Source organism: Labrys sp. KB_33_2, assembly GCF_052114505.1.
In the GTDB taxonomy this organism is placed as follows: domain Bacteria; phylum Pseudomonadota; class Alphaproteobacteria; order Rhizobiales; family Labraceae; genus Labrys.
This window is the reverse complement of the sequence record NZ_JBFREW010000003.1, coordinates 81,006-99,706: the sequence shown is the minus strand read 5'-3', so window position 1 is coordinate 99,706 and position 18,701 is coordinate 81,006. Positions and strand designations below refer to the sequence as shown.

The window sequence follows — 18,701 nt, the reverse complement described above, 5'->3', positions numbered from 1 at the left end:
GCACGATAATTGTGTCAGGCCGTCGACTTGTTCAGTCGCAGCCGCATGTCCTTGCCGGTCTTGAAGAAAGGCACGAATTTCTCGTCCACGGGCACATGCGCGCCGGTACGCGGATTGCGGCCGATGCGAGCGGGACGGGCCTTCACCGAAAAAGCCCCGAAGCCGCGCAACTCGACCCGGTCGCCCTTGGCCATCGCATTGACGATCTCGTCGAGGATGGCATTGACGATGTTTTCGATGTCGCGCTGATAGAGGTGCGGATTGGCTTCCGCAATCTTCAGAACCAATTCGGATTTGATCATTTTCGTTCCCGTGAGTCGCCGGTCTTGTGAAATTTCGTTCGCTCGACGCGAATCGCGTCCAAGCTCCCTTACAGCATGATACGGATCGAGCCCAAGCGTACGCCCGCTCCAGGTCTTGTTGATGCTCTACAATGCCTTGTTTGACACGTTACTATGGTCCCGACAGACCGTGAGACACGAATGCCTCAAGGGTGCCAAACCGAAACAAGCCCGTCAAGCGCAGCCGGCGGCGTATCTGGTGCCGTCCGGATGGCATCGCCCAGGCTGGTGATGCCGAGGCTGTCGGCAAGCCAGGCCAGTCCCGTGCGCGCAAAGGGGAAGGAGGAGGTGGTGGAAGGCTTGTCCCAGTCTTCGACCGGCAGCGCCTTCATGCGCGGCTTGTCCTTGCTCAGCCAGGCGATCGCGGTGGTCTCGTCGCCCATCTCGTCGATGAGCTTGAGATCGAGTGCCTGCTTGCCGGTGAAGACGCGCCCGTCGGCGACGGCGGCAAGGCCGGCATCATCAAATTTGCGCCGATCCTTCACCAGGTCCTTGAACCAGCCATAGGTGTCGTTGACGATGGAGGCGAGTGCTGCCCGCGCCTCCGGGCTGGTCGGCGTGAACCCGTCCGGCGACGCCTTCAACGGGGAGGATTTCACCGCTTCGACGCTGACACCGAGGGTATCGAGCAGCTTGGAGACATTGGGATATTGCACCAGCACGCCGATCGAGCCGACCAGAGAGGACCGCCGGGCGACGATGTGATCGGTGCCGACGGCGGCCATATAGGCGGCGGACGCCCCGAGCCCGTCGATGAAGGCGACCGTCGGCTTGCTGGCCGAGAGCTTGCGCAGGCCGTCATAGAGCGCCTCGCCGCCGGAGGTCGTACCGCCGGGGGAGTTGATCCGCACGATCACCGCCTCGGCCTGGGACGTCGCAATCTGATCGAACAGCTTCAGATTGGCGGTCTGGTCCCCCACGAATCCGTCGAGCTTGATGCGGGCGATATGCGGGCTGCGATGCTGCAGGGCGCCGGTGCCGACAATGGCGAGATAGGCCACCACCAAGGCGACAGCCAGAAAGTCTTCGGACCCGCCTGGAACCGCAGCGCTCATTGGAGAGGCAGGCGGGTCCGAAGACCCGCCCCCAAAACCAGTCACACCAGCATGACGAATTTGAGATCCGGCCGCGTCGTCGGATTGAGGGTGATCTGCTGGAATTCGAGCGCCCCGCGCGCGGGATGATTGAAACGCCGCAGCCCGCCTTCGCGGCCGATCACGCTATGGATCGGCCAGGCCTGCGCGAAGAAGGGGCTCCGCGTCACAAGCCCGCCGACGAGTGCCTGCATCGCCTCCTCCTCGATGTGATGGCCGTAATCGATGCGGAACTCGGCGATCACCCGACGAGCCCGTCCCTCCCAGTCCTCGATCAGCTCCCGCGCGGCCGGGCTGAGGAAAATATAGGCGAGGAGGTTGCGGTCATTGTCGCCGTCGAGCCAGCCGCTGAAGAGTTCCGCCGCCTGGGCATTCCAGCCCAGTGCGTTCCAGAGGTGGTCGAGCAGATAGGCCGGGCCGGCGATGGTATCGAGGGCGGTGAGCAGGGCCGGCGGTGCTGCCGGCTCGGATTCGGTGCTGGCCTGCGGATCGCGCTTGCCGGCGAGATCGAACAGATAGGCGCGCTCGGCCTGCGAAAAGTTCAGGACATTGGCAAGCCGCCCCAGCGCATGGGCGGACAGGGATATGTCCCGCCCCTGCTCCAGCCAGGTGTACCAGGTGGTCGAAAGGCCGGCGAGCTGGGCCACTTCCTCGCGGCGCAGGCCCGGCGTTCGCCGCCGCGCCCCGCCCTGCAGGCCGAAAAGATCGGGCGTGAGCCGCGCCCGCTGAGACCGCAGGAATTCGCCGAGCTGCTGGCGGCGCGCCTGATCCGACTCCGCTGTCATGGCAACTTTCATACCAGGATAAAAAAGGATCTGGTACCAGTGTAAATCAGAAACTAGAGACGTTCCAGTCTGCTCTCGGGGGAGTGGGCGAGCCTCAATACAGGCACCGCCCGCCCTGTATCAGGCGATCGAATCACAAACGCTTCAGCCGCGTGTTCAGCCTTATGGAGTAAGAACCATGGCCCGATCGGCCACCCTGGAAAACCTGGTCACCAGCCAATTCGGCTCCCAGGCAGCCGCCTACGTCGCCAGCTCCGTCCATGCCAAGGGCGAGGATCTCGCTCTGGTGGCCGAAGCGATCGCGGCACGGCATCCCTCTCACGTGCTGGATCTGGGCTGCGGCGGCGGGCATGTCAGCTTCGCGGCCGCGCCGGTCGCGGCTCAGGTGGTCGCCTACGATCTCTCGTCGGAAATGCTGGCGGCCGTCGCCGAGGAAGCCGCCAGGCGCGGCCTTGCCAATATCGCCACCCGCCAGGGCTCGGTCGAGCAGTTGCCCTTTGCCGAAGCCAGCTTCGACATGGTACTCAGCCGTTATTCGGCCCATCACTGGGGCGACGTGCCCGCAGCCTTGCAGGAAGCCTTCCGTGTCCTGCGCCCAGGCGGCACGCTGGTGATCGCCGATGCCATCGCCCCGGCGCGGGCCGTCTGTGACACCTTCCTGCAGGCCTTCGAGATGCTGCGCGACCCCTCGCATGTCCGCGATTATTCGATCCGCGAATGGCAGGCCATGCTCGCCGCCGCCGGCTTCACCTTGGGTACGACGACGCCGGGGCGACAGCCGCTCGAATTTACCTCCTGGATCACGCGCATGCGTACGCCGCCGGTCTTCGTCGAGGCCATCCGTGCCCTGCAGGCTGCGATGTCGGAGGAGGTGCGCCAGCACTTCGCAGTCGAGGCCGACGGGTCCTTCGTCCTCGACAACGCGGTCTTCGTGGCGCAGCGCTAGGTTTTCCGCCCTGTCAGCCGGCGCTCGCCCGTTCCTGCGGTATCGGCCTCATCGCCGATACCGCAGGTCTTTATTGAAACACCGTCGTATCAAAACCCACCTCCCCCTTTCCCATGCGAATCTGTAAGCTGGGAAGCTGGAAGGCCGAACACATCTGCGGCCTGACGGAGGGGATGCCATGGCCCTGCTGACCGGCGGCTGCGCATGCGGGGCGATCCGCTACGAAGCGCAGGCAGTGCCCCTCGATGCCGGCTGGTGCCATTGCCGCATCTGCCAGCGCATTTCGGGAGCGCCCGCCCAGCCCTGGGCGCTCTTTGCCGTCGAGACCTTTGGCTATGTGAAGGGCGAGCCGCGCGTCTATCACTCTTCCAGTTTCGGGGAGCGCCGCTTCTGCGGCGACTGCGGCGCCTCGATCGAATTCCGGCTGCGCGAGTCTGCGTCCGAGATCAGCATCAATATCGGCACGCTCGACGACCCCTCGCTGGTGCCGCCCCGCAAGCATATCTGGACCCGCAGCCAGGTTTCCTGGTTCGCGACGGCCGATGACCTGCCGACATTCTTGGAATATGAGCCGGAAAAGGACGGCTAGGAGCCGTTAGTTGGCTGCTGCGCCATTGCCGCGCCCCCCTCTCCTGTGATATTGCGGCGCAAAATCCGACAGACGATCCCCTTTTTGGCGCGGCCCGATGCCATCGGCTCAAGCATTTTTGCGATTTGGTGGAACGTCGGGAATCGCACAATCGCTCTCGCCAATCCATCGGATTGGCTTGGAAACAACGAGTTGGGGCAGAAGAGCGTTTCCGTCTGAACGCACTTCGCCTTAGCCAGGAACCCGGTTTAACCTATGCAACTTCGCAATATCGCCATCATCGCCCACGTCGACCATGGCAAGACCACGCTGGTTGACCAACTGCTGCGGCAGTCTGGCGCCTTCCGCGACAATCAGCGCGTGGCCGAGCGCGTGATGGACTCGAACGATCTCGAGAAGGAGCGCGGCATCACCATCCTGGCCAAGGCTACCTCGGTGGTGTGGAAGGATACCCGCGTCAACATCGTCGACACCCCCGGCCACGCCGATTTCGGCGGCGAGGTCGAGCGCATCCTCAACATGGTCGATGGCGCCATCGTGCTGGTGGACGCCGCCGAAGGGCCGATGCCGCAGACCAAGTTCGTGGTGGCCAAGGCCCTCAAGATCGGTCTCAAGCCGATCGTCGCCATCAACAAGGTCGACAAGCCCGACGCCCGCACCACCGAGGTGATCAACGAGGTGTTCGACCTCTTCGCCGCCCTCGACGCCACCGATGAGCAGCTCGACTTCCCGATCCTCTACGGTTCGGGCAAGCAGGGCTGGATGGGGACCTCCCCCGAGGCTTCGCATGACGACGGCATGGCACCGCTGTTCGACCTCGTGCTCAAGCATGTCGCGCAGCCCACCGTCGAGCCCGGTCCCTTCCGCATGCTCGCCACCATCCTGGAAGCCAACCCCTATCTCGGCCGCGTCCTCACTGGCCGCATCTCCTCGGGCACGCTGAAGCCGAACATGGCGATCAAGGCGCTTTCGCATGACGGCAAGGTGATCGAGCAGGGCCGCGTCTCCAAGGTGCTTGCCTTCCGCGGCATCGAACGCCAGCCGGTCGAGGAAGCCGAGGCGGGCGACATCGTCGCCATCGCCGGCCTGACCCAGGGCACCGTCGCCGACACCTTCTGCGCGCTCGAAGTCACCGACCCGATCATCGCCCAGCCGATCGACCCGCCGACCGTGTCGATGACCTTCACCGTCAACGATTCCCCGCTCGCCGGCACCGAGGGCGACAAGGTGACCAGCCGCGTCATCCGCGACCGCCTGCTCAAGGAAGCTGAGGGCAATGTCGCGCTGAAGATCGAGGAATCGGTCGACAAGGACTCGTTCATCGTCTCCGGCCGCGGCGAACTCCAGCTCGCCATCCTGATCGAGGTGATGCGCCGCGAGGGCTTCGAACTCGGCGTCTCCCGCCCGCGCGTGGTCTTCCAGAAGGACGAGACCACCGGCGAAGTCCTGGAGCCGATCGAAGAAGTGGTGATCGACGTCGACGAGGAATTCTCCGGCGCCGTGGTGCAGAAGATGTCGGAGCGCAAGGCCGACATGATCGAAATGCGCCCCTCCGGCGGCAACCGCCAGCGCCTGGTCTTCCACGCCCCGACCCGGGGCCTGATCGGCTATCAGAACGAGTTGCTCACCGACACCCGCGGCACCGCCGTGCTGAACCGCCTGTTCCATGCCTATGCCCCCTTCAAGGGCGAGGTGGCCGGCCGCCGCAACGGCGTGCTGATCTCCACCGACGCCGGCGAGGCCGTGGCCTATGCGCTGTGGAACCTGGAAGACCGCGGCCCGATGATGATCGAGCCCGGCTGGAAGGTCTATCAGGGCATGATCGTGGGCGAGCATAATCGCGAGAACGATCTGGAAGTGAACGTGCTCAAGGGCAAGAAGCTCACCAACGTCCGGGCCTCCGGCAAGGACGAAGCCGTGCGCCTGACGCCACCGATCCGGATGACGCTGGAAAAGTCGATCGCCTGGATCCAGGACGACGAACTCCTGGAGGTCACGCCGAAGTCGATCCGCCTGCGCAAGGCCATCCTCGATCCCAACGAGCGCAAGAAAGCCGATCGCGCCCGCGACGCGGCTGCGTAAGAGCCGCCAAACGATCTCTGAAGAGGGCCGGTCTCAGCACCGGCCCTCTTGTTTTTGAAGACGGTGCAGCGTGGCAGCCGGCTGGGACCGCGGACGCTTCCTGCAGAAAAAACCGCCGACCCTAGGGCCGGCGGTGCAATGAGGTCTCTCGCGGATCAAGTTCGTGCCGCGTCAACGGCATGGGGTGAAAGCTCACAGGTCCTTTTGTCGAGATTGTGGCCTCTCACGCAACATATCCCCGCTATTCACAGCCTCACGCCACCGGGGTCCAGATTACCTGGTCGATGCGGCTTGCGCCCGTCGCCAGCATGGCAAGCCGGTCGAAGCCAAGGGCAATGCCGCTGGCCTCAGGCATGATGGCAAGCGCAGCGAGGAAATCCTCGTCGATCGGATAGCGCTCGCCATAGATACGCTCTTTCTCGTCCATCTCCGCCTGGAAGCGGCGGCGCTGCTCCTCGGCATCGGTCAGCTCGCCGAAGGCATTGGCGAGCTCGACGCCGCAGGCATAGAGCTCGAAGCGCTCGGCCACGCGCGGATCATCGGCGGTGCGGCGGGCCAGCGCCGCCTCCACGCTTGGATATTCGTGGAGGATGGTGGCGCGTCCCAGGCCGAGATAGGGCTCGATCTTCTGCACCAGCACGCCGGAATAGATGTCGGACCAAGTATCATCGGCGGCAACCCGCAGGCCGGCCCGAACAGTGGCGTCGGCCAAAGCGTCACGGTCGCTGCTGCCGTCCTTGTCGAGCGTCGCCAGGAGATCGATGCCGGCAAAGCGCTCGAAGGCCTCGGCGACGCTGAGCTTCTCGGGTTCGGCGAAGGGGTCCGTCTCCACGCCGCGATAGCTGAAGCGCTTGAGGCCGCCCGTTTCGGCGGCAAGGGCCAGCAGCCTGGCGCAATCGTCCATCAGCTTCCGATAGGGTTCGCCGCTGCGATACCATTCCAGCATGGTGAATTCGGGCGAATGGGTGCCGGTCCGCTCGCGGTTGCGGAAGACCTTGGCGAAGGTGAACAGGCGCTCCTCCCCCGCCGCCAGCAGCTTCTTGCAGGCGAATTCCGGCGAGGTGTGCAGATAAAGCCGGCGTACCGAAAGATCGGCATCGATCAGATCGGTGGCGAAGGCATGCAGATGCGCCTCGTTGCCGGGGGAGACCTGCAGGATTGAAGTGTCGACCTCGGTGAAGTCCTCCGCCGTGAAGAAACCGCGCAGCGCCGTCATCAGCCGGTTGCGCCCGATCAGGAAGGACCGGCGATCCTGATGGGCCGACGGCTGCCACCAGGGGGTAGGATCGGAATACATGGCGGATCCTTTGAGATGAATTGCCTCGCCCCTACGCCAGCCGCGGCAAAACCGCAATCCGGGTTATGATGGCGGCTCAAACCTGATTCGAGCATGATATCGCTGTTTCGACGCAATCCGACGCCCCAACCCGAGCAGATCACCGTCAGGATCGGGGCGACAACCTATCCGGTTGCCGTCAGGCGGCTGGTTTCGGCGCGCCGCTACACGCTCCGGGTGCGTACGGCGCAGCGCGACATCGTGCTCTCCATGCCGGCGCGTGGCAGCCTGATCACCGCCAAGGCCTTCGCCGACAAGCATGCCGGCTGGATCGCCCTGAAGCTGGCCAAGCTCGCCCAGGATGTCAGCTTCGCCGACGGCGCCATGGTGCCCATCCGCGACGTGCCGCACCGCATCGAGCATCGCGAGGGCCGTGGTACCGCAAAGATCGAGGCAGGCACGCCGCCCCTCCTCGTCGTGCATGGCGATATCAAGCATTTGCCGCGCCGCCTCACCGACTGGCTGAAGAAACAGGCTCTGCGCGAGGTGCAGGCGGCCGTCGCGCGCCATACCGCGGCGCTCGGTGTCAAGCACGGCCCGATCAGCGTCAAGGACACCACCAGCCGCTGGGGCTCCTGCTCCTCGACCGGGGCGCTGGCCTTCTCCTGGCGCCTGATCCTGGCGCCGCCCTTCGTGCTCGACTATCTCGCTGCGCACGAGGTTTCGCATCTGAAGGAAATGAACCACTCGCCCCGCTTCTGGCGCCTGTGCCACCAGCTCTGTCCCCGTACCGAGGAAGCCCGGGCCTGGCTGAAGTCGCATGGTGCCGGGCTGCACCGCTACGGGTGAGCGGAGATGCCGGAGAAAGCGGAGGACGCCCAAAGAAACCGCTCGAACTTGCGCCGGCTCGTGCATGAGCAGGATCACGTCTTCAAGCGAGATGGGACCAACAGACTGCCAATTGTCGCCATCGAAGATTTCTTTACAGCAGGAATCACACGTAACGCCGTCTCCAGTCGGGCCATTCTCACCTTCGGCATAGAGGCCTTTCGCGACCGCCTCATGGATGTCCGCGGTCGTGACGACGTGGCAGACGTTGCCATCCAGATCTGGGGATTTGACGACGAAGAAGACTGGCCGACTCTTGGCTATATTTTCATTGCAACGTCTCAGCCGCGTTCCACCGTGACAACCTGGTTGGAGGGCATCCAACCCGATGCGATCCTCAGGGCCGGCGGAGTGGATGAGCCCTTCGTCCGAGCGCAAATCATTCGCGCAGAGGCCATTCGGACCAGGCCCGGATATGAGGTCCATGGGCTGTTCTATGAAAGGGACAGCGAGGAAGACGTTTAGGTGCCGCCTGTCTCTCACCGGCTCTATGGCAAATAGAACACCCGCTTCAGCGGCACCTGCACCGGGGAACTGTCCGGATTGGTGGCCATGATGTCGCCCATGAACGCCCACCAGCGCTTCATCACCGCCTCGTCGGGCAATCGGTCGAGCTTGTGGTCGTCGCTGCGGGTGAGGATGGCGAAGAGATGGTGGTCCTCCGGGTCAAGCCAGATCGTGTAGTCGGAGATGCCGACCTGCCTCAGCAGCATCACCAGCTCGGGAAAGATCTCGTCATGGCGCTTTTCATATTCGGCGGCCTGGCCGGGGTTCAGGTTCATGCGAAAAGCGATGCGGTCCGGCATGGAGCGTTTCCTTGCGACGTTTGCTTGCGACGTTTCCTTGGGGTGTTCTCTCGAAGGCAATTCCGGTTATGCCGGCGATCCGCGATCAGCGCTTGTCGGGCCGGTTAGCGGCGTCCCGAGCGGCCATCTCGCCGCCGATCACCTCCTGCGCCTGGCTGGAGGTGTCACGTACATGTTCGAGATGCCGGCGATAGGCAGCCACCGCCGCCGCGGCATCGCGGGCCATCACGGCCTCGGCGATCTCGACATGCTGGGCTACGCTGATCTCGATCACACCGGGCAGGGCGCTGGCGACGCGGCGCACGTCGAGCCCGACATCGTAGAGCCCTTCCGCCATCGCAGCGAGCAGGCGGCTGTGGCCGCCGCCATAGAGGGCCCGGTGCAACTCGATGTCGAGCAGGCGGAAGGCAACCGGATCCTCGTGGAAGGCGCGGCCGTCGACGGCCAATTCGAGGATGCGTGCCCGTGTCTCCTCATCAGCCCGTTCGGCGCAGAGACGCACCAGTTCGAGTTCGACCACCACCCGCGCCTCGAAATGCTCGCGCACGTCGTAGTCGGCGAAGGAGAGCATGGTCGAGAACGGCGCCACCAGGCGGCTCGGCGACAGGTCGGTGACGCTATAGCGTCCGCCCTGGCGGCTTTCGAGCACGCCCATCAGGGTCAGCGCCTTGAGTGCTTCTCGCAAGGGCGGGCGCGAAATGCCGAAGGCAATGCCCATCTGCTGCTCGGTCGGCAGGCGGTCGCCGGATCGAAGATTGCCCGACTTGATCATGCCCATGATGCGGGTGGCGACCTGCTCGGCGATCGGACGCCGCTCCAGCGCGCCGCCGCCGAATGGTTCGGAGACGGCCTCGCCGGCATCCAGGGCCGCCAGATCGCTGAAATCGGGGTCTTTGATCAGCTTGCTCACAGGACTGCCTTACTGCCTCACAGGCCCTGAGCAAAGCGCGTTTTGACGAAAACGCACTTTTGCTCCGGCTCTTCGTTTCCACGCGTCTTTGCGATTCTTGGTGAGTCCGTCAAATCGCAAAACGCTACAGGCGGTAGAAGGAATTCGCGTTATCCCGGTAGAACTTGCGCAGATCGACTTCAGAAAAACCCGCCGTGGCACGATCGAGCGTCTCGACCCAGCGCGTCATGCTGGTGGCCTGCAGGCAGATCGGCCAGTCCATGGCAAAGAGGGTGCGGTCGATGCCGAAGCTCTCGAAGGTGGCGTCGATGTAAGGCCTGAGGTCCGTATCGGTCCAGTTCGCGAGGTCAGCCTCCACCGGCAGGTCGGAGAGCTTGATGAAAAGGTTGGGGCAGCGCGCCAATTCCTTCACATCGTCGCGAAACTGCGCGATGGCGCCTTCCTTGACGCCGGGTTTGCCGCAATGATCCAGGATCATCGGCACATGCGGGATGCGCTTCACGAAGTCCCGCACGATGTCCATCTGGTGGTGATGGACGTTGATCTCGAAATGGTAGCCGAATTCTTCGAGGAGATTGACGCCTTCGACGAAGTTGTCCGACAGGGTCAGGGCACGCGGATCGGCGTCGAACTCGACGATGCGGCGGATGCCTCGCACCATGGGGTGCTTGTCCTTCATCTCAGCCAGGATCGGCTCTGCCCGCCGGCCCCATTCCAGCGGCGCCATCGGCACGATCGCCCTGAGGCCGGGATCGCGCCGGGCCTCCTCCTCGACGAAGCGGATCTCGTCGAGATATTGGCCGCCGCCTTCCCAGAAATCGGCATAGCATTCAAGGAAGACCATGGCCTCGACTTCGACCGAGCCGAGATCGCGCCTGTAGTCCTCGACATGGTAGTTCCTGGAAAACAGCGGGCTGCCTTCGAAAGCCGAATATTTCAGCTTCGTATGATCCCAGACGTGAAGATGCGTGTCGATGATGGGAAAATCGGGCATGGCATCCTCAACGTGAGCGCGAAGTCGCATCCGGCATTTCTGCATCGATGCCGGCCTTGGCCAAACACAGCTTACTTAAGGAAGAAACACCCCGATTTGTCATAGCCGGGCTTGACCCGGTCATCCAGAAGCCCGCTCCCGTAACGGGCTTGGAGCTGGATTGCCGGATCAAGCCCGGCAATGACAAAGGTCGTGGAAACTCGAAGGCGCTTAAGTAAACCGCATTGGGTCTTACGGCCATTCTCCGTCAGTCAGTAAAAACTTGTCAAACTAATTTTTGTCTGACAACTTATTCGCAAACGCGGCCGAAACCGCAAAACCAGAAATGCCCCGGAGAGCCTGCATGCCCAAGGAGTTCGAGCGCCGCCGCGTCGGCCAGACGGCGATGACCGTTCCAACCTTCGGCTATGGCGCGGCACATCTCGGCGAGCTCTACAGCCTGGTGACCGAAGCCGATGCCATCGCCACCATCGACGCCGCCTGGGATGCGGGCGTGCGCCTGTTCGATACCGCGCCCTGGTATGGCCTCGGTCTCTCCGAACATCGCCTCGGCTACGGCCTCAGGCATCGGCCGCGCCAGGAATACCAACTGATCACCAAGGTCGGGCGCATCCTCGAACGTCCCTTCGATCCCACCACCTTCAAATCGGAGATGTGGCTCGGCGGCCTGCCCTTCCAGCACCGCTACGACTACAGCTATGATGGCATCATGCGCTCCTACGAGCAGTCGATGATGCGGCTCGGCCTCAACACCATCGACGCCCTGGTCATCCACGACCTCGACGCCGCCTATCAGGGCCCCGATTTCGGCTATCGCAAGAAGGACCTGGTCTATTCCGGCATCAAGGCGCTGGAGGAATTGAAGAAGCGCGGCGAGATCAAGGCTATCGGCATGGGCATCAACACTGCCGACGCCCTGGAGACCGTAGCTCCGCTGGTCGATCTCGACTTCGTGCTGGTGGCGATGCCCTACACCCTGATCGACCAGGGCTGCCTGCATACCGGCATGGCCGAATGCGTGAAGCGCAAGGTCAGCGTCGTCATCGGCTCCCCCTTCGCCTCGGGTATCCTGGTCACCGGTTCCGGCGGCAGCGCCAACTACAACTACAGCAAGGCGCCAGAGGCCGTGCAGGCCAAGGTGCGTGGCATCGAGGCGGTCTGCAAGGCCCATGGCGTCGCCCTGCCGGCGGCGGCGCTGCAATTCGTGCTGGCCCACCCTGCCGTTGTCTCGGAAATCCCGGGCGCCGTGAAGCCGAGCGAGATGGTGGAGAACGTCGCCTCGCATCACGCCCCGATCCCTCCCGGCTTCTGGTCGGACCTCAAGACGGAAGGCCTGATCGACAAGGACGCGCCCACGCCATGAACCATGCGGGCAAACCTGCAACGGAGCTGCCGATCCTGATCTCGGCCCGCGGCATCTCCAAGCAGTTTGCCGGCGTGGAGGTACTGCGCGATGTCGACCTCGACCTCCATGCCGGCGAAATCCACGCCTTGCTCGGCGAGAACGGGGCGGGCAAATCGACCTTCGCCAAGATCATCGCCGGCGTGCATCGGCCCAGCCGCGGTTCGCTCACCCTGAACGGGGCGCCCGTCGAGGTGTCGACGCCCCTGATCGCCCAGAAGCTCGGCATCACCCTGATCCATCAGGAGCCGATCTCCTTTCCCGATCTCTCCGTCGCCGAAAATCTCGTGCTCGGCCGCCATCAAGGCCCGGCACTCGGGCGGGTGCGCTGGAGCGAACTCCGGCGCGAAGCGGAGGGCCTGATGGCCCGGCTCGGCATCGCCATCGATGTCGCCAAGCCGATGCGCGGTCTTTCCATCGCCGACCAGCAGATGGTGGAAATCGCCCGGGCGCTGGCCAGCGACAGCCGCCTGATCATCATGGACGAGCCTACGGCCCCGCTGACGCCCAAGGAAGTCGAGACCCTGTTCGGCATCGCCCGCCAGCTCCGGCAGGAAGGCCGCACCATCATCTTCATCAGCCACCGGCTCGAGGAAGTGCGGGCGCTGTGCGACCGCGTCACCATCTTCCGGGACGGCAGCAAGATCGCCACCGAAGAGACTGCCAGGCTCTCCGACGCCGACATCATCCGCCTGATGATCGGCCGGGAGGTGAAGGGCTACATTCCCCAGCACAAGTCCGAGATCGGGGCGGTTGCATTGGCAGTGCGGGGCCTGAGCCTGCCCGGCAAGTTCGAGGATATCAGCTTCGAGGTGCGCAAGGGCGAGATCGTCGGCCTCGGGGGCCTGGTCGGTGCCGGCCGCACCGATGTCGCCCGCGCGCTGTTCGGCGTGGTTCCCGCCGCCAGCGGCAGCATCGCGGTTGACGGGAAGACCGTCACCATCCGCGAGCCGGCGGATGCGGTGGCCCATGGCCTCGCCTTCGTGCCGGAGGACCGGGCGGTCGCCGGCATCTTTCGCACCCTGCCGGTCGAGCAGAACATCACCGCGGCCGTGCCGGGCAGGATCGCTCCGGGCGGCGTGATCCGTCGCGCCCTCGAGCGTTCGATCGCCCGGGAACAGGTGCGCCGATTGCGCATACGCCTCGCCAGCCAGCGCCAGCCCATCGGCGAGCTTTCGGGCGGCAACCAGCAAAAGGCCATCCTGGCGCGCTGGCTGCTCACCGATCCGCACGTTCTCATCCTCGACGAACCGACGCGCGGCATCGATATCGGCGTCAAGGCAGAGTTCTACGAGATGATCGGCGAGTTGGCCGCCTCGGGCCGGGCCGTGCTGCTGATTTCTTCCGAACTGCCGGAACTCCTGGCGCTCAGTGACCGCGTGCTGGTGATGTCGGAGGGACGCCTTACCGCCAATCTCCCCCGCAGCGAGGCCACCGAGGAGAGCGTGATGCAGGCCGCCGTGCCGCGCCGCAAGTCGAGCCGGGATGGACTAGCCGCCGCATGAACATCGCTGAACTCTTCCGCCGCCGCGAAGCCGGCATCGTGGTGATGATCGCGCTCTTTGCCCTCATCGTCGGGTTGATCCAGCCGCGCTTCCTCTCCACCGAAACGCTACGCATCGTGCTGCTGGCCGTGCCCCTGATCATGGTGGCGGCGATGGGCGAGATGATGGTGCTGGTCGCCCGCCATGTCGACCTCTCCATCGGCTCGATCCTCGGCTTTTCCGCCATCGTCGCCGGCATGCTCTGGCGTGACCATCCAGACCTGCCTGTCCTGGTCGGCGTCATCGCCGCAATCGCCGTCGGCGCCCTGCTCGGCCTGGTCAACGGGCTGGTGGTGACGACCTTCAAGCTGCCGTCCATCATCGTGACGCTCGGCACGCTCAGCCTTTATCGCGGCCTGATCTTCTTCATCTCCGACGCCCGCCAGGTCGATCCGCAATATATTCCGCGAGGCCTGATCGAGCTCAGCCAGACGTCGCCGGTCTTCGGCATCCCCTGGATCATCCTGATCGCCTTTGCCGTGGCGATCGCAACCTATCTCTTCCTCGGCTATTCCAGGCTCGGGCGCCAGATCTATGCCATCGGCTCCAATCCGGTGGCGGCGCCGCTGCGCGGCATCCGCGCCGCGCCGATCACCGTGCTGGTCTTCGTGCTGTCCGGGGCGCTCGCCGGGCTCGCAGGCGTGATGTACGCTTCGCGCTTCGGCTATGTGAATCCCGGCATCACCGGCGTCGGCTTCGAATTCACGGTGATCGCGCCCGTGGTCATCGGCGGGGTATCGATCAATGGCGGCTCGGGCTCGGTCGCCGGCACCGTGCTTGGCGTGCTCCTGCTGGGCGCCGTCAGCGTGGCCCTGCCGATCCTCGGCGTGTCCGGCTTCTGGCAGCAGGCGATCTACGGCGCAGTGATCCTCGCCGCTTTGGTGATCGACCGCAGCGTCCGGCAGGGCGGCCTCAAGGGCCTCTTGGCGAGGGATGCGGCATGACCAGCACCGGCACGCATTTTACCCTCCCCTGGAGGGATCGGCACTTCCCCTTGGAAGTGCCTGGGGTCGAGGCGAAGCCTCGGGGTGGGGTGTCTTCTTCACAGGAACAGGCTCCATCATTACCACCTTCGCACTTTTTCACCCCACCCCGGCCTTTCAGGCCGACCCTCCCCCTCCAGGGGAGGGTAAAAAACCCGCGCCTCGGCCGGCAAAGGAGGCTCCCATAAGCCAGACCCCCGCCACCGCCGTCTCCCCGCAGGACGCCGCCAAGCCGCTGCCGCTCTGGCGTACGGTGCTGGTGCGGCCTGAGACCATGACCCTGGTGCTGCTGGCTGGCGCTATCGTCATCGCCTGCCTGCTCTCGCCCTTCTTCGCCTCGCTGACCTTCATCCTGGAAAGCGCCACCTACTACGCCGAATTCTCCATCATCGCCCTGGTGCTGACCCTGGTGATCATCGCCGGCGAAATCGACCTGTCTCCCGCCTCCACCATGGCCCTCACGGCCTGCCTGTTCGGCACCGCGTACCAGGCCGGCCTGCCGATCGGCTGGGCCATGGCGGCGAGCCTCGCTGCCGGCCTCGGCATGGGCGCCTTCAACGGCTTCATGGTGCTATGGTTGCGCCTGCCCTCGCTGATGGTCACCATCGGCACGCTGATCATGTATCGCGGCCTCGCCCAGGTGCTGGCCGGCGACAGATCCATCGGCAAGTTCCCGGCCTGGTTCGTCGGCATCGACTATCGCACCCTCTTCGGCGTGCCCGTGCCGGTGCTGATCTTTGCCGCCGCCTCGCTGGTGCTGGCGTTCGTGCTCGGCGCCACCATTCTGGGCCGGCAGATCTACCAGATCGGCACCAGCGAGATCGCCGCGCGCCATGCCGGCATCAAGGTCAGGCGCATCAAGTTCGCCCTGTTCCTGGCGATGGGCCTCACCAGCGCACTCTGCGGCCTGCTGGCGGCCTCGCGGCTGGCCTCGGTGCGCTACGATCTCGCCACCGGCGGCGAGCTGCAGATGGTGCTGATCGTCATGCTCGGCGGCACCTACATCTTCGGCGGGCGCGGCACCATCGCTGGCACCTTCATCGCCTCCTGGCTCCTGGTGATCATCGCCACAGGCATGACGGTCGCCAACATCCCCGTGACCTACCAGCTCACGGTGATGGGCCTCCTTCTCATCATCTCCATCATCGCGACCAACACGATCTACGCCCGCAACCAGAGATAGCCGGGAGAAACCGGCCTGCGATCATCATCAGGAGGGAACCATGCTGAGGAAAACGCTTCTACTCGGGCTGTCGCTCGGGCTCGCTTTGACCGCCGCCGTCAATGCGCAGGCGGCTGACAAGGTCTCGATCGTCTATATTCCCAAGAACACCGGCAATCCCTATTTCGATTCACTGGTGAAGGGCTTCCAGGACGGTTGCGCCAAGGTCGGCTGCGATTTCGACATGCAGGCCCCGGCGACCGCCGAAGCCACCTCGCAGATCCCCTTCATCACCGCGCAGACCCAGCGCGGCGTCGGTGTGATCGCCATCTCCCCCAACAGCCCTGATGCCCTCAACCAGGTGCTCGACCGCGCCCGCTCGCGCGGCATCCTGGTGCTGGCTGTTAATGGCGACCTCGTCGGCAATCTCGACCATCGCGATGCCGGCATCCTGCCCGTCGACTTCACCAAGACCGGGCCGAGCCAGGTCGAGCTCCTCGGTTCGCAGATCAATTATGAAGGCGAGATCGCCATCCTCTCCGCCACCACCGACGCACCCGACCAGAACACCTGGATCGCGGCGATGAAGGAGAGCCTCGCCAGCAATCCCAAATATGCCAAGATGAAGCTGGTCACCGTGGCCTATGGCGACGACGATCCGCAGAAATCCACCACGGAGATGGAAGCGCTGATCCAGAAATACCCCAACCTCAAGGGCGTGATCTCGCCAACCACCGTAGGCGTCGCCGCGGCGGCGCAGGTGCTGCAGACCCAGGGCAAGGCCAAGCAGATCACGCTCACCGGCCTCGGCACGCCCAACCAGATGCGACCCTTCATCAAGGACGGCACGCTCAAGGCCTTCCAGCTCTGGAGCCCCTATAATGAAGGCCTGCTTACCTCCTATTTCGCCGTGGGCGTCAAGAATGGCACCATCAAGAACGAGCCCGGCACCAAATTCGAGGTTCCCGGTCTCGGGCAGATCACCATCGGGGCCGATCACATCATCAACACCCAGGCCGAGCTGACGACCTTCGACGCCGGCAACATCGACCAGTTCAACTTCTGATTCCGACCCGGCGCGGGAACTCGCCCGCGCCGGCCTTCCCTCACCTCAGTTTCCCCGGACGTTCCCATGAACAGCTACGATTTTGCAGGACAGGCCGCCATCGTCACCGGAGGTGGCCAGGGCATCGGGCTGACGGTCGCCGAACGCATTCTGGCCAGCGGCGGCAACGTTTCGATCTGGGATCGGGATGCTTCCCTCCTGCAGGCCCTGGAGTCCAAATATGGCCGGGACGGCAAGGTCCAAGCCCTCAACGTCGATATCGGCGACCTCACCTCGGTGGAGGCCGGCGTCAAGCAGACCCTGGCGCGTTTCGGCCAGATCGACGTGCTCATCAACAATGCTGCGATCGTCGGTCCCAACGCCAACACCTGGGAATACCCGCCTGAGGCCTTCGCCGAGGTGGTGCATGTCGGGCTGGTCGGCACCTTCCACGTCTGCCATGCCGTGGTGCCGCACATGATCGCCCGCAATTACGGACGCATCGTCAATCTGAGCTCGGTCGCCGGCAAGGAAGGCAATCCCGGCGCACCGGCCTATTCCGCCACCAAGGCCGGGGTGCTGGCCCTGACCAAGTCGCTGGGCAAGGAACTCGCCAAATACGACATTGCCGTCAATGCGGTAACGCCCGCCGTGGCCAAGACGACGATGGCGATGAGCCAGGATCCCGAATTCCTGAAGATGATCCTCTCCAAGATTCCGCGCGGACGCATGCTGGAGCTCGCCGAGGCGGCCGCGATGATCTGCTGGCTGGCCACCAAGGAGAATTCCTTCACCACGGGCGCGGTGTTCGATCTCTCGGGCGGCCGGGCAACCTATTGAGGCCGCTTCGAGCGATCACCACTCGAAGGCGTCGGTCGTCTCGCGCTTGCCCACCACCATCGCGTCGGCGACCAGATGGAAGGGAGCGGCATCCACCGCGCTCTCGCCACGATCGAGCAGGTCGGCGAAGCGGGCGTAGATGCCCTCATATTCGGCCATCGGCTCCGTCACGACCAGCGTTCCGTTCACGGCAAGCTTCGAACCGCCATCGCTGAGAGTGAGCCTGGTGCCGTCCTCCACGACGATCTCGATCGTCCAGGTCTGGTCTCCGGTCTGGCGCCAGTCGAACTCGGCCGTCAACGCCGCGCCGGGCTGGCCGGCATCGGAGGCGAAGGTAAGTTTGGCCGCGATCGGCGTATCGCGATTGGCGGGATAGGTCAGCGTCGCGGCCGTGACGAAGAAGGGCTCCGGCGCAATCTCGGTGAGTATCGACAGGGCGTTGATGCCGGGATCGAACACGCCAAAGCCGCCGGGCTGCCAGATCCATTCCTGCCCTGGATGCCAACGGCGCACGTCCTCCTTCCAGGTGATGGCGAGGGATGCGATCTTCCGGTCGGCAAGATGTCTCTTCGCTTCCGCGACGCCGGCATTGTATTGCGAGTGCCAGGTGGCGAACAGCACGCAGCGCCGGGCAGCGGCCTGGCGCACGAGATCGGCCAGTTCGCTCACGGTCGGGGCGGGCGGCTTTTCCAGGAGCACGTTCATGCCGGCATTCAGCGCCTCCAGCGCCACCTGGTGGCGCACGGAAGGCGGGGTGCAGATCGCCACCGCGTCGAGATCCGGCAGGGCGGCATAGAGTTCGGCCGGCGTGCGGAAGGTCGGCACGCCGGGCTGCTCGATGCCGCGCTGGCTGACCAGGCCCGCCAACCGGAAGGCCGGGTTCTTGGCGATGACCGGCAGATGTTGGTCGACCGCGATCTTGCCGACGCCGATGATGGCGATGGAATGCTGGCTCATGCTATCTGCCTCTATTTGTCAGTCAATTAGAGGCGTGCGTAGCAGCAAACGGGAAGC

At 64.4% G+C, this 18,701-nt stretch carries 19 protein-coding genes; 11 read left to right on the top strand and 8 right to left on the bottom strand.

The window, feature by feature from the left end; all coding sequences use genetic code 11:
* Positions 1-14: 14 nt before the first annotated feature.
* The 3 genes from ihfB to AB4037_RS06015 form a co-directional block, all read right to left on the bottom strand.
* On the bottom strand, positions 15-302 hold the full coding sequence (ihfB, locus tag AB4037_RS06025; protein ID WP_434958728.1) for an integration host factor subunit beta: 288 nt from the start codon (positions 300-302) through the stop codon (positions 15-17).
* Positions 303-487: 185 nt separating this feature from the next.
* A complete protein-coding gene (gene sppA, locus AB4037_RS06020; RefSeq protein WP_441770886.1) occupies positions 488-1,396 on the bottom strand; it encodes a signal peptide peptidase SppA in 909 nt (302 codons plus the stop codon).
* 41 nt (positions 1,397-1,437) lie between these two features.
* Positions 1,438-2,220, bottom strand: a complete 783-nt coding sequence (locus AB4037_RS06015) for a helix-turn-helix transcriptional regulator (protein WP_434958730.1) — start codon at positions 2,218-2,220, stop codon at positions 1,438-1,440.
* Between the two features lie 178 nt (positions 2,221-2,398).
* Between AB4037_RS06015 and AB4037_RS06010 the strand changes: the two genes are divergently transcribed.
* The 3 genes from AB4037_RS06010 (at position 2,399) to typA (ending at position 5,837) form a co-directional block, all read left to right on the top strand.
* Positions 2,399-3,166: a class I SAM-dependent methyltransferase gene (locus AB4037_RS06010; protein ID WP_441770885.1), complete on the top strand. Its 768-nt coding sequence runs from the start codon at positions 2,399-2,401 to the stop codon at positions 3,164-3,166.
* A gap of 178 nt (positions 3,167-3,344) precedes the next feature.
* Positions 3,345-3,755 (top strand): GFA family protein, encoded by a 411-nt coding sequence (locus AB4037_RS06005; RefSeq protein WP_441770884.1) that lies wholly within the window; start codon positions 3,345-3,347, stop codon positions 3,753-3,755.
* Positions 3,756-4,010: 255 nt separating this feature from the next.
* Complete coding sequence (gene typA, locus AB4037_RS06000; protein ID WP_434958733.1) at positions 4,011-5,837, top strand: translational GTPase TypA; 1,827 nt, start codon at positions 4,011-4,013, stop codon at positions 5,835-5,837.
* A 253-nt stretch (positions 5,838-6,090) separates the two neighbouring features.
* Here typA and epmA read toward each other — a convergent pair whose 3' ends face one another.
* Positions 6,091-7,134 carry an EF-P lysine aminoacylase EpmA gene (epmA, locus tag AB4037_RS05995; protein ID WP_434958734.1) on the bottom strand — a complete coding sequence of 348 codons (1,044 nt, stop codon included), beginning with the start codon at positions 7,132-7,134 and terminating at the stop codon, positions 6,091-6,093.
* A 93-nt stretch (positions 7,135-7,227) separates the two neighbouring features.
* Here epmA and AB4037_RS05990 point away from each other — a divergent pair, with 93 nt between their 5' ends.
* Together AB4037_RS05990 and AB4037_RS05985 are read left to right on the top strand one after the other, a co-directional pair.
* Complete coding sequence (locus AB4037_RS05990) at positions 7,228-7,962, top strand: M48 family metallopeptidase (RefSeq protein ID WP_441770883.1); 735 nt, start codon at positions 7,228-7,230, stop codon at positions 7,960-7,962.
* 6 nt (positions 7,963-7,968) lie between these two features.
* Positions 7,969-8,466 (top strand): hypothetical protein, encoded by a 498-nt coding sequence (locus AB4037_RS05985; protein ID WP_441770882.1) that lies wholly within the window; start codon positions 7,969-7,971, stop codon positions 8,464-8,466.
* Between the two features lie 23 nt (positions 8,467-8,489).
* Here AB4037_RS05985 and rhaM read toward each other — a convergent pair whose 3' ends face one another.
* The 3 genes from rhaM to AB4037_RS05970 form a co-directional block, all read right to left on the bottom strand.
* Positions 8,490-8,807, bottom strand: a complete 318-nt coding sequence (gene rhaM / locus AB4037_RS05980) for an L-rhamnose mutarotase (RefSeq protein WP_434958737.1) — start codon at positions 8,805-8,807, stop codon at positions 8,490-8,492.
* Between the two features lie 85 nt (positions 8,808-8,892).
* The gene (locus AB4037_RS05975; RefSeq protein ID WP_441770881.1) at positions 8,893-9,717 is read right to left on the bottom strand and encodes a FadR/GntR family transcriptional regulator; all 825 of its coding nucleotides are present in this window, start codon (positions 9,715-9,717) and stop codon (positions 8,893-8,895) included.
* A 124-nt stretch (positions 9,718-9,841) separates the two neighbouring features.
* Positions 9,842-10,711, bottom strand: a complete 870-nt coding sequence (locus AB4037_RS05970; protein ID WP_441770880.1) for an amidohydrolase family protein — start codon at positions 10,709-10,711, stop codon at positions 9,842-9,844.
* Positions 10,712-11,054: 343 nt separating this feature from the next.
* Here AB4037_RS05970 and AB4037_RS05965 point away from each other — a divergent pair, with 343 nt between their 5' ends.
* The 6 genes from AB4037_RS05965 to AB4037_RS05940 all read left to right on the top strand — a co-directional run bounded on the left by AB4037_RS05965 (position 11,055) and on the right by AB4037_RS05940 (position 17,687).
* Complete coding sequence (locus tag AB4037_RS05965) at positions 11,055-12,074, top strand: aldo/keto reductase (protein ID WP_441770879.1); 1,020 nt, start codon at positions 11,055-11,057, stop codon at positions 12,072-12,074.
* On the top strand, positions 12,071-13,618 hold the full coding sequence (locus AB4037_RS05960) for a sugar ABC transporter ATP-binding protein (protein WP_441770878.1): 1,548 nt from the start codon (positions 12,071-12,073) through the stop codon (positions 13,616-13,618). The genes AB4037_RS05965 and AB4037_RS05960 overlap by 4 nt, the downstream gene beginning before the upstream one ends.
* Positions 13,615-14,601: an ABC transporter permease gene (locus AB4037_RS05955; RefSeq protein WP_434958742.1), complete on the top strand. Its 987-nt coding sequence runs from the start codon at positions 13,615-13,617 to the stop codon at positions 14,599-14,601. Before AB4037_RS05960 ends, AB4037_RS05955 begins: the two co-directional genes overlap by 4 nt.
* 313 nt (positions 14,602-14,914) lie before the next feature.
* Complete coding sequence (locus AB4037_RS05950) at positions 14,915-15,823, top strand: ABC transporter permease (protein ID WP_441770877.1); 909 nt, start codon at positions 14,915-14,917, stop codon at positions 15,821-15,823.
* Positions 15,824-15,863: 40 nt separating this feature from the next.
* Positions 15,864-16,868, top strand: coding sequence for a substrate-binding domain-containing protein (locus AB4037_RS05945; RefSeq protein ID WP_434958744.1), 1,005 nt, complete (start codon positions 15,864-15,866; stop codon positions 16,866-16,868).
* Between the two features lie 66 nt (positions 16,869-16,934).
* Positions 16,935-17,687: an SDR family NAD(P)-dependent oxidoreductase gene (locus AB4037_RS05940; RefSeq protein ID WP_441770876.1), complete on the top strand. Its 753-nt coding sequence runs from the start codon at positions 16,935-16,937 to the stop codon at positions 17,685-17,687.
* A gap of 15 nt (positions 17,688-17,702) precedes the next feature.
* Here AB4037_RS05940 and AB4037_RS05935 read toward each other — a convergent pair whose 3' ends face one another.
* Positions 17,703-18,644 (bottom strand): Gfo/Idh/MocA family protein, encoded by a 942-nt coding sequence (locus tag AB4037_RS05935; RefSeq protein ID WP_441770875.1) that lies wholly within the window; start codon positions 18,642-18,644, stop codon positions 17,703-17,705.
* Between the last annotated feature and the right edge of the window lie 57 nt (positions 18,645-18,701).

Bases quoted from the DNA above. Each gene is read 5' to 3' on its own strand.
- AB4037_RS05935 (WP_441770875.1), bottom strand. From the start codon at position 18,644: ATGAGCCAGCATTCCATCGCCATCATCGGCGTCGGCAAGATCGCGGTC.
- AB4037_RS06010 (WP_441770885.1), top strand. From the start codon at position 2,399: ATGGCCCGATCGGCCACCCTGGAAAACCTGGTCACCAGCCAATTCGGC.
- AB4037_RS05955 (WP_434958742.1), top strand. From the start codon at position 13,615: ATGAACATCGCTGAACTCTTCCGCCGCCGCGAAGCCGGCATCGTGGTG.
- sppA (WP_441770886.1), bottom strand. From the start codon at position 1,396: ATGAGCGCTGCGGTTCCAGGCGGGTCCGAAGACTTTCTGGCTGTCGCC.
- AB4037_RS05940 (WP_441770876.1), top strand. From the start codon at position 16,935: ATGAACAGCTACGATTTTGCAGGACAGGCCGCCATCGTCACCGGAGGT.
- AB4037_RS05990 (WP_441770883.1), top strand. From the start codon at position 7,228: ATGATATCGCTGTTTCGACGCAATCCGACGCCCCAACCCGAGCAGATC.
- AB4037_RS05945 (WP_434958744.1), top strand. From the start codon at position 15,864: ATGCTGAGGAAAACGCTTCTACTCGGGCTGTCGCTCGGGCTCGCTTTG.
- AB4037_RS05960 (WP_441770878.1), top strand. From the start codon at position 12,071: ATGAACCATGCGGGCAAACCTGCAACGGAGCTGCCGATCCTGATCTCG.
- typA (WP_434958733.1), top strand. From the start codon at position 4,011: ATGCAACTTCGCAATATCGCCATCATCGCCCACGTCGACCATGGCAAG.
- AB4037_RS05985 (WP_441770882.1), top strand. From the start codon at position 7,969: ATGCCGGAGAAAGCGGAGGACGCCCAAAGAAACCGCTCGAACTTGCGC.
- AB4037_RS06005 (WP_441770884.1), top strand. From the start codon at position 3,345: ATGGCCCTGCTGACCGGCGGCTGCGCATGCGGGGCGATCCGCTACGAA.
- epmA (WP_434958734.1), bottom strand. From the start codon at position 7,134: ATGTATTCCGATCCTACCCCCTGGTGGCAGCCGTCGGCCCATCAGGAT.
- AB4037_RS05965 (WP_441770879.1), top strand. From the start codon at position 11,055: ATGCCCAAGGAGTTCGAGCGCCGCCGCGTCGGCCAGACGGCGATGACC.
- AB4037_RS06015 (WP_434958730.1), bottom strand. From the start codon at position 2,220: ATGACAGCGGAGTCGGATCAGGCGCGCCGCCAGCAGCTCGGCGAATTC.
- AB4037_RS05950 (WP_441770877.1), top strand. From the start codon at position 14,915: ATGACCCTGGTGCTGCTGGCTGGCGCTATCGTCATCGCCTGCCTGCTC.
- ihfB (WP_434958728.1), bottom strand. From the start codon at position 302: ATGATCAAATCCGAATTGGTTCTGAAGATTGCGGAAGCCAATCCGCAC.
- AB4037_RS05970 (WP_441770880.1), bottom strand. From the start codon at position 10,711: ATGCCCGATTTTCCCATCATCGACACGCATCTTCACGTCTGGGATCAT.
- rhaM (WP_434958737.1), bottom strand. From the start codon at position 8,807: ATGCCGGACCGCATCGCTTTTCGCATGAACCTGAACCCCGGCCAGGCC.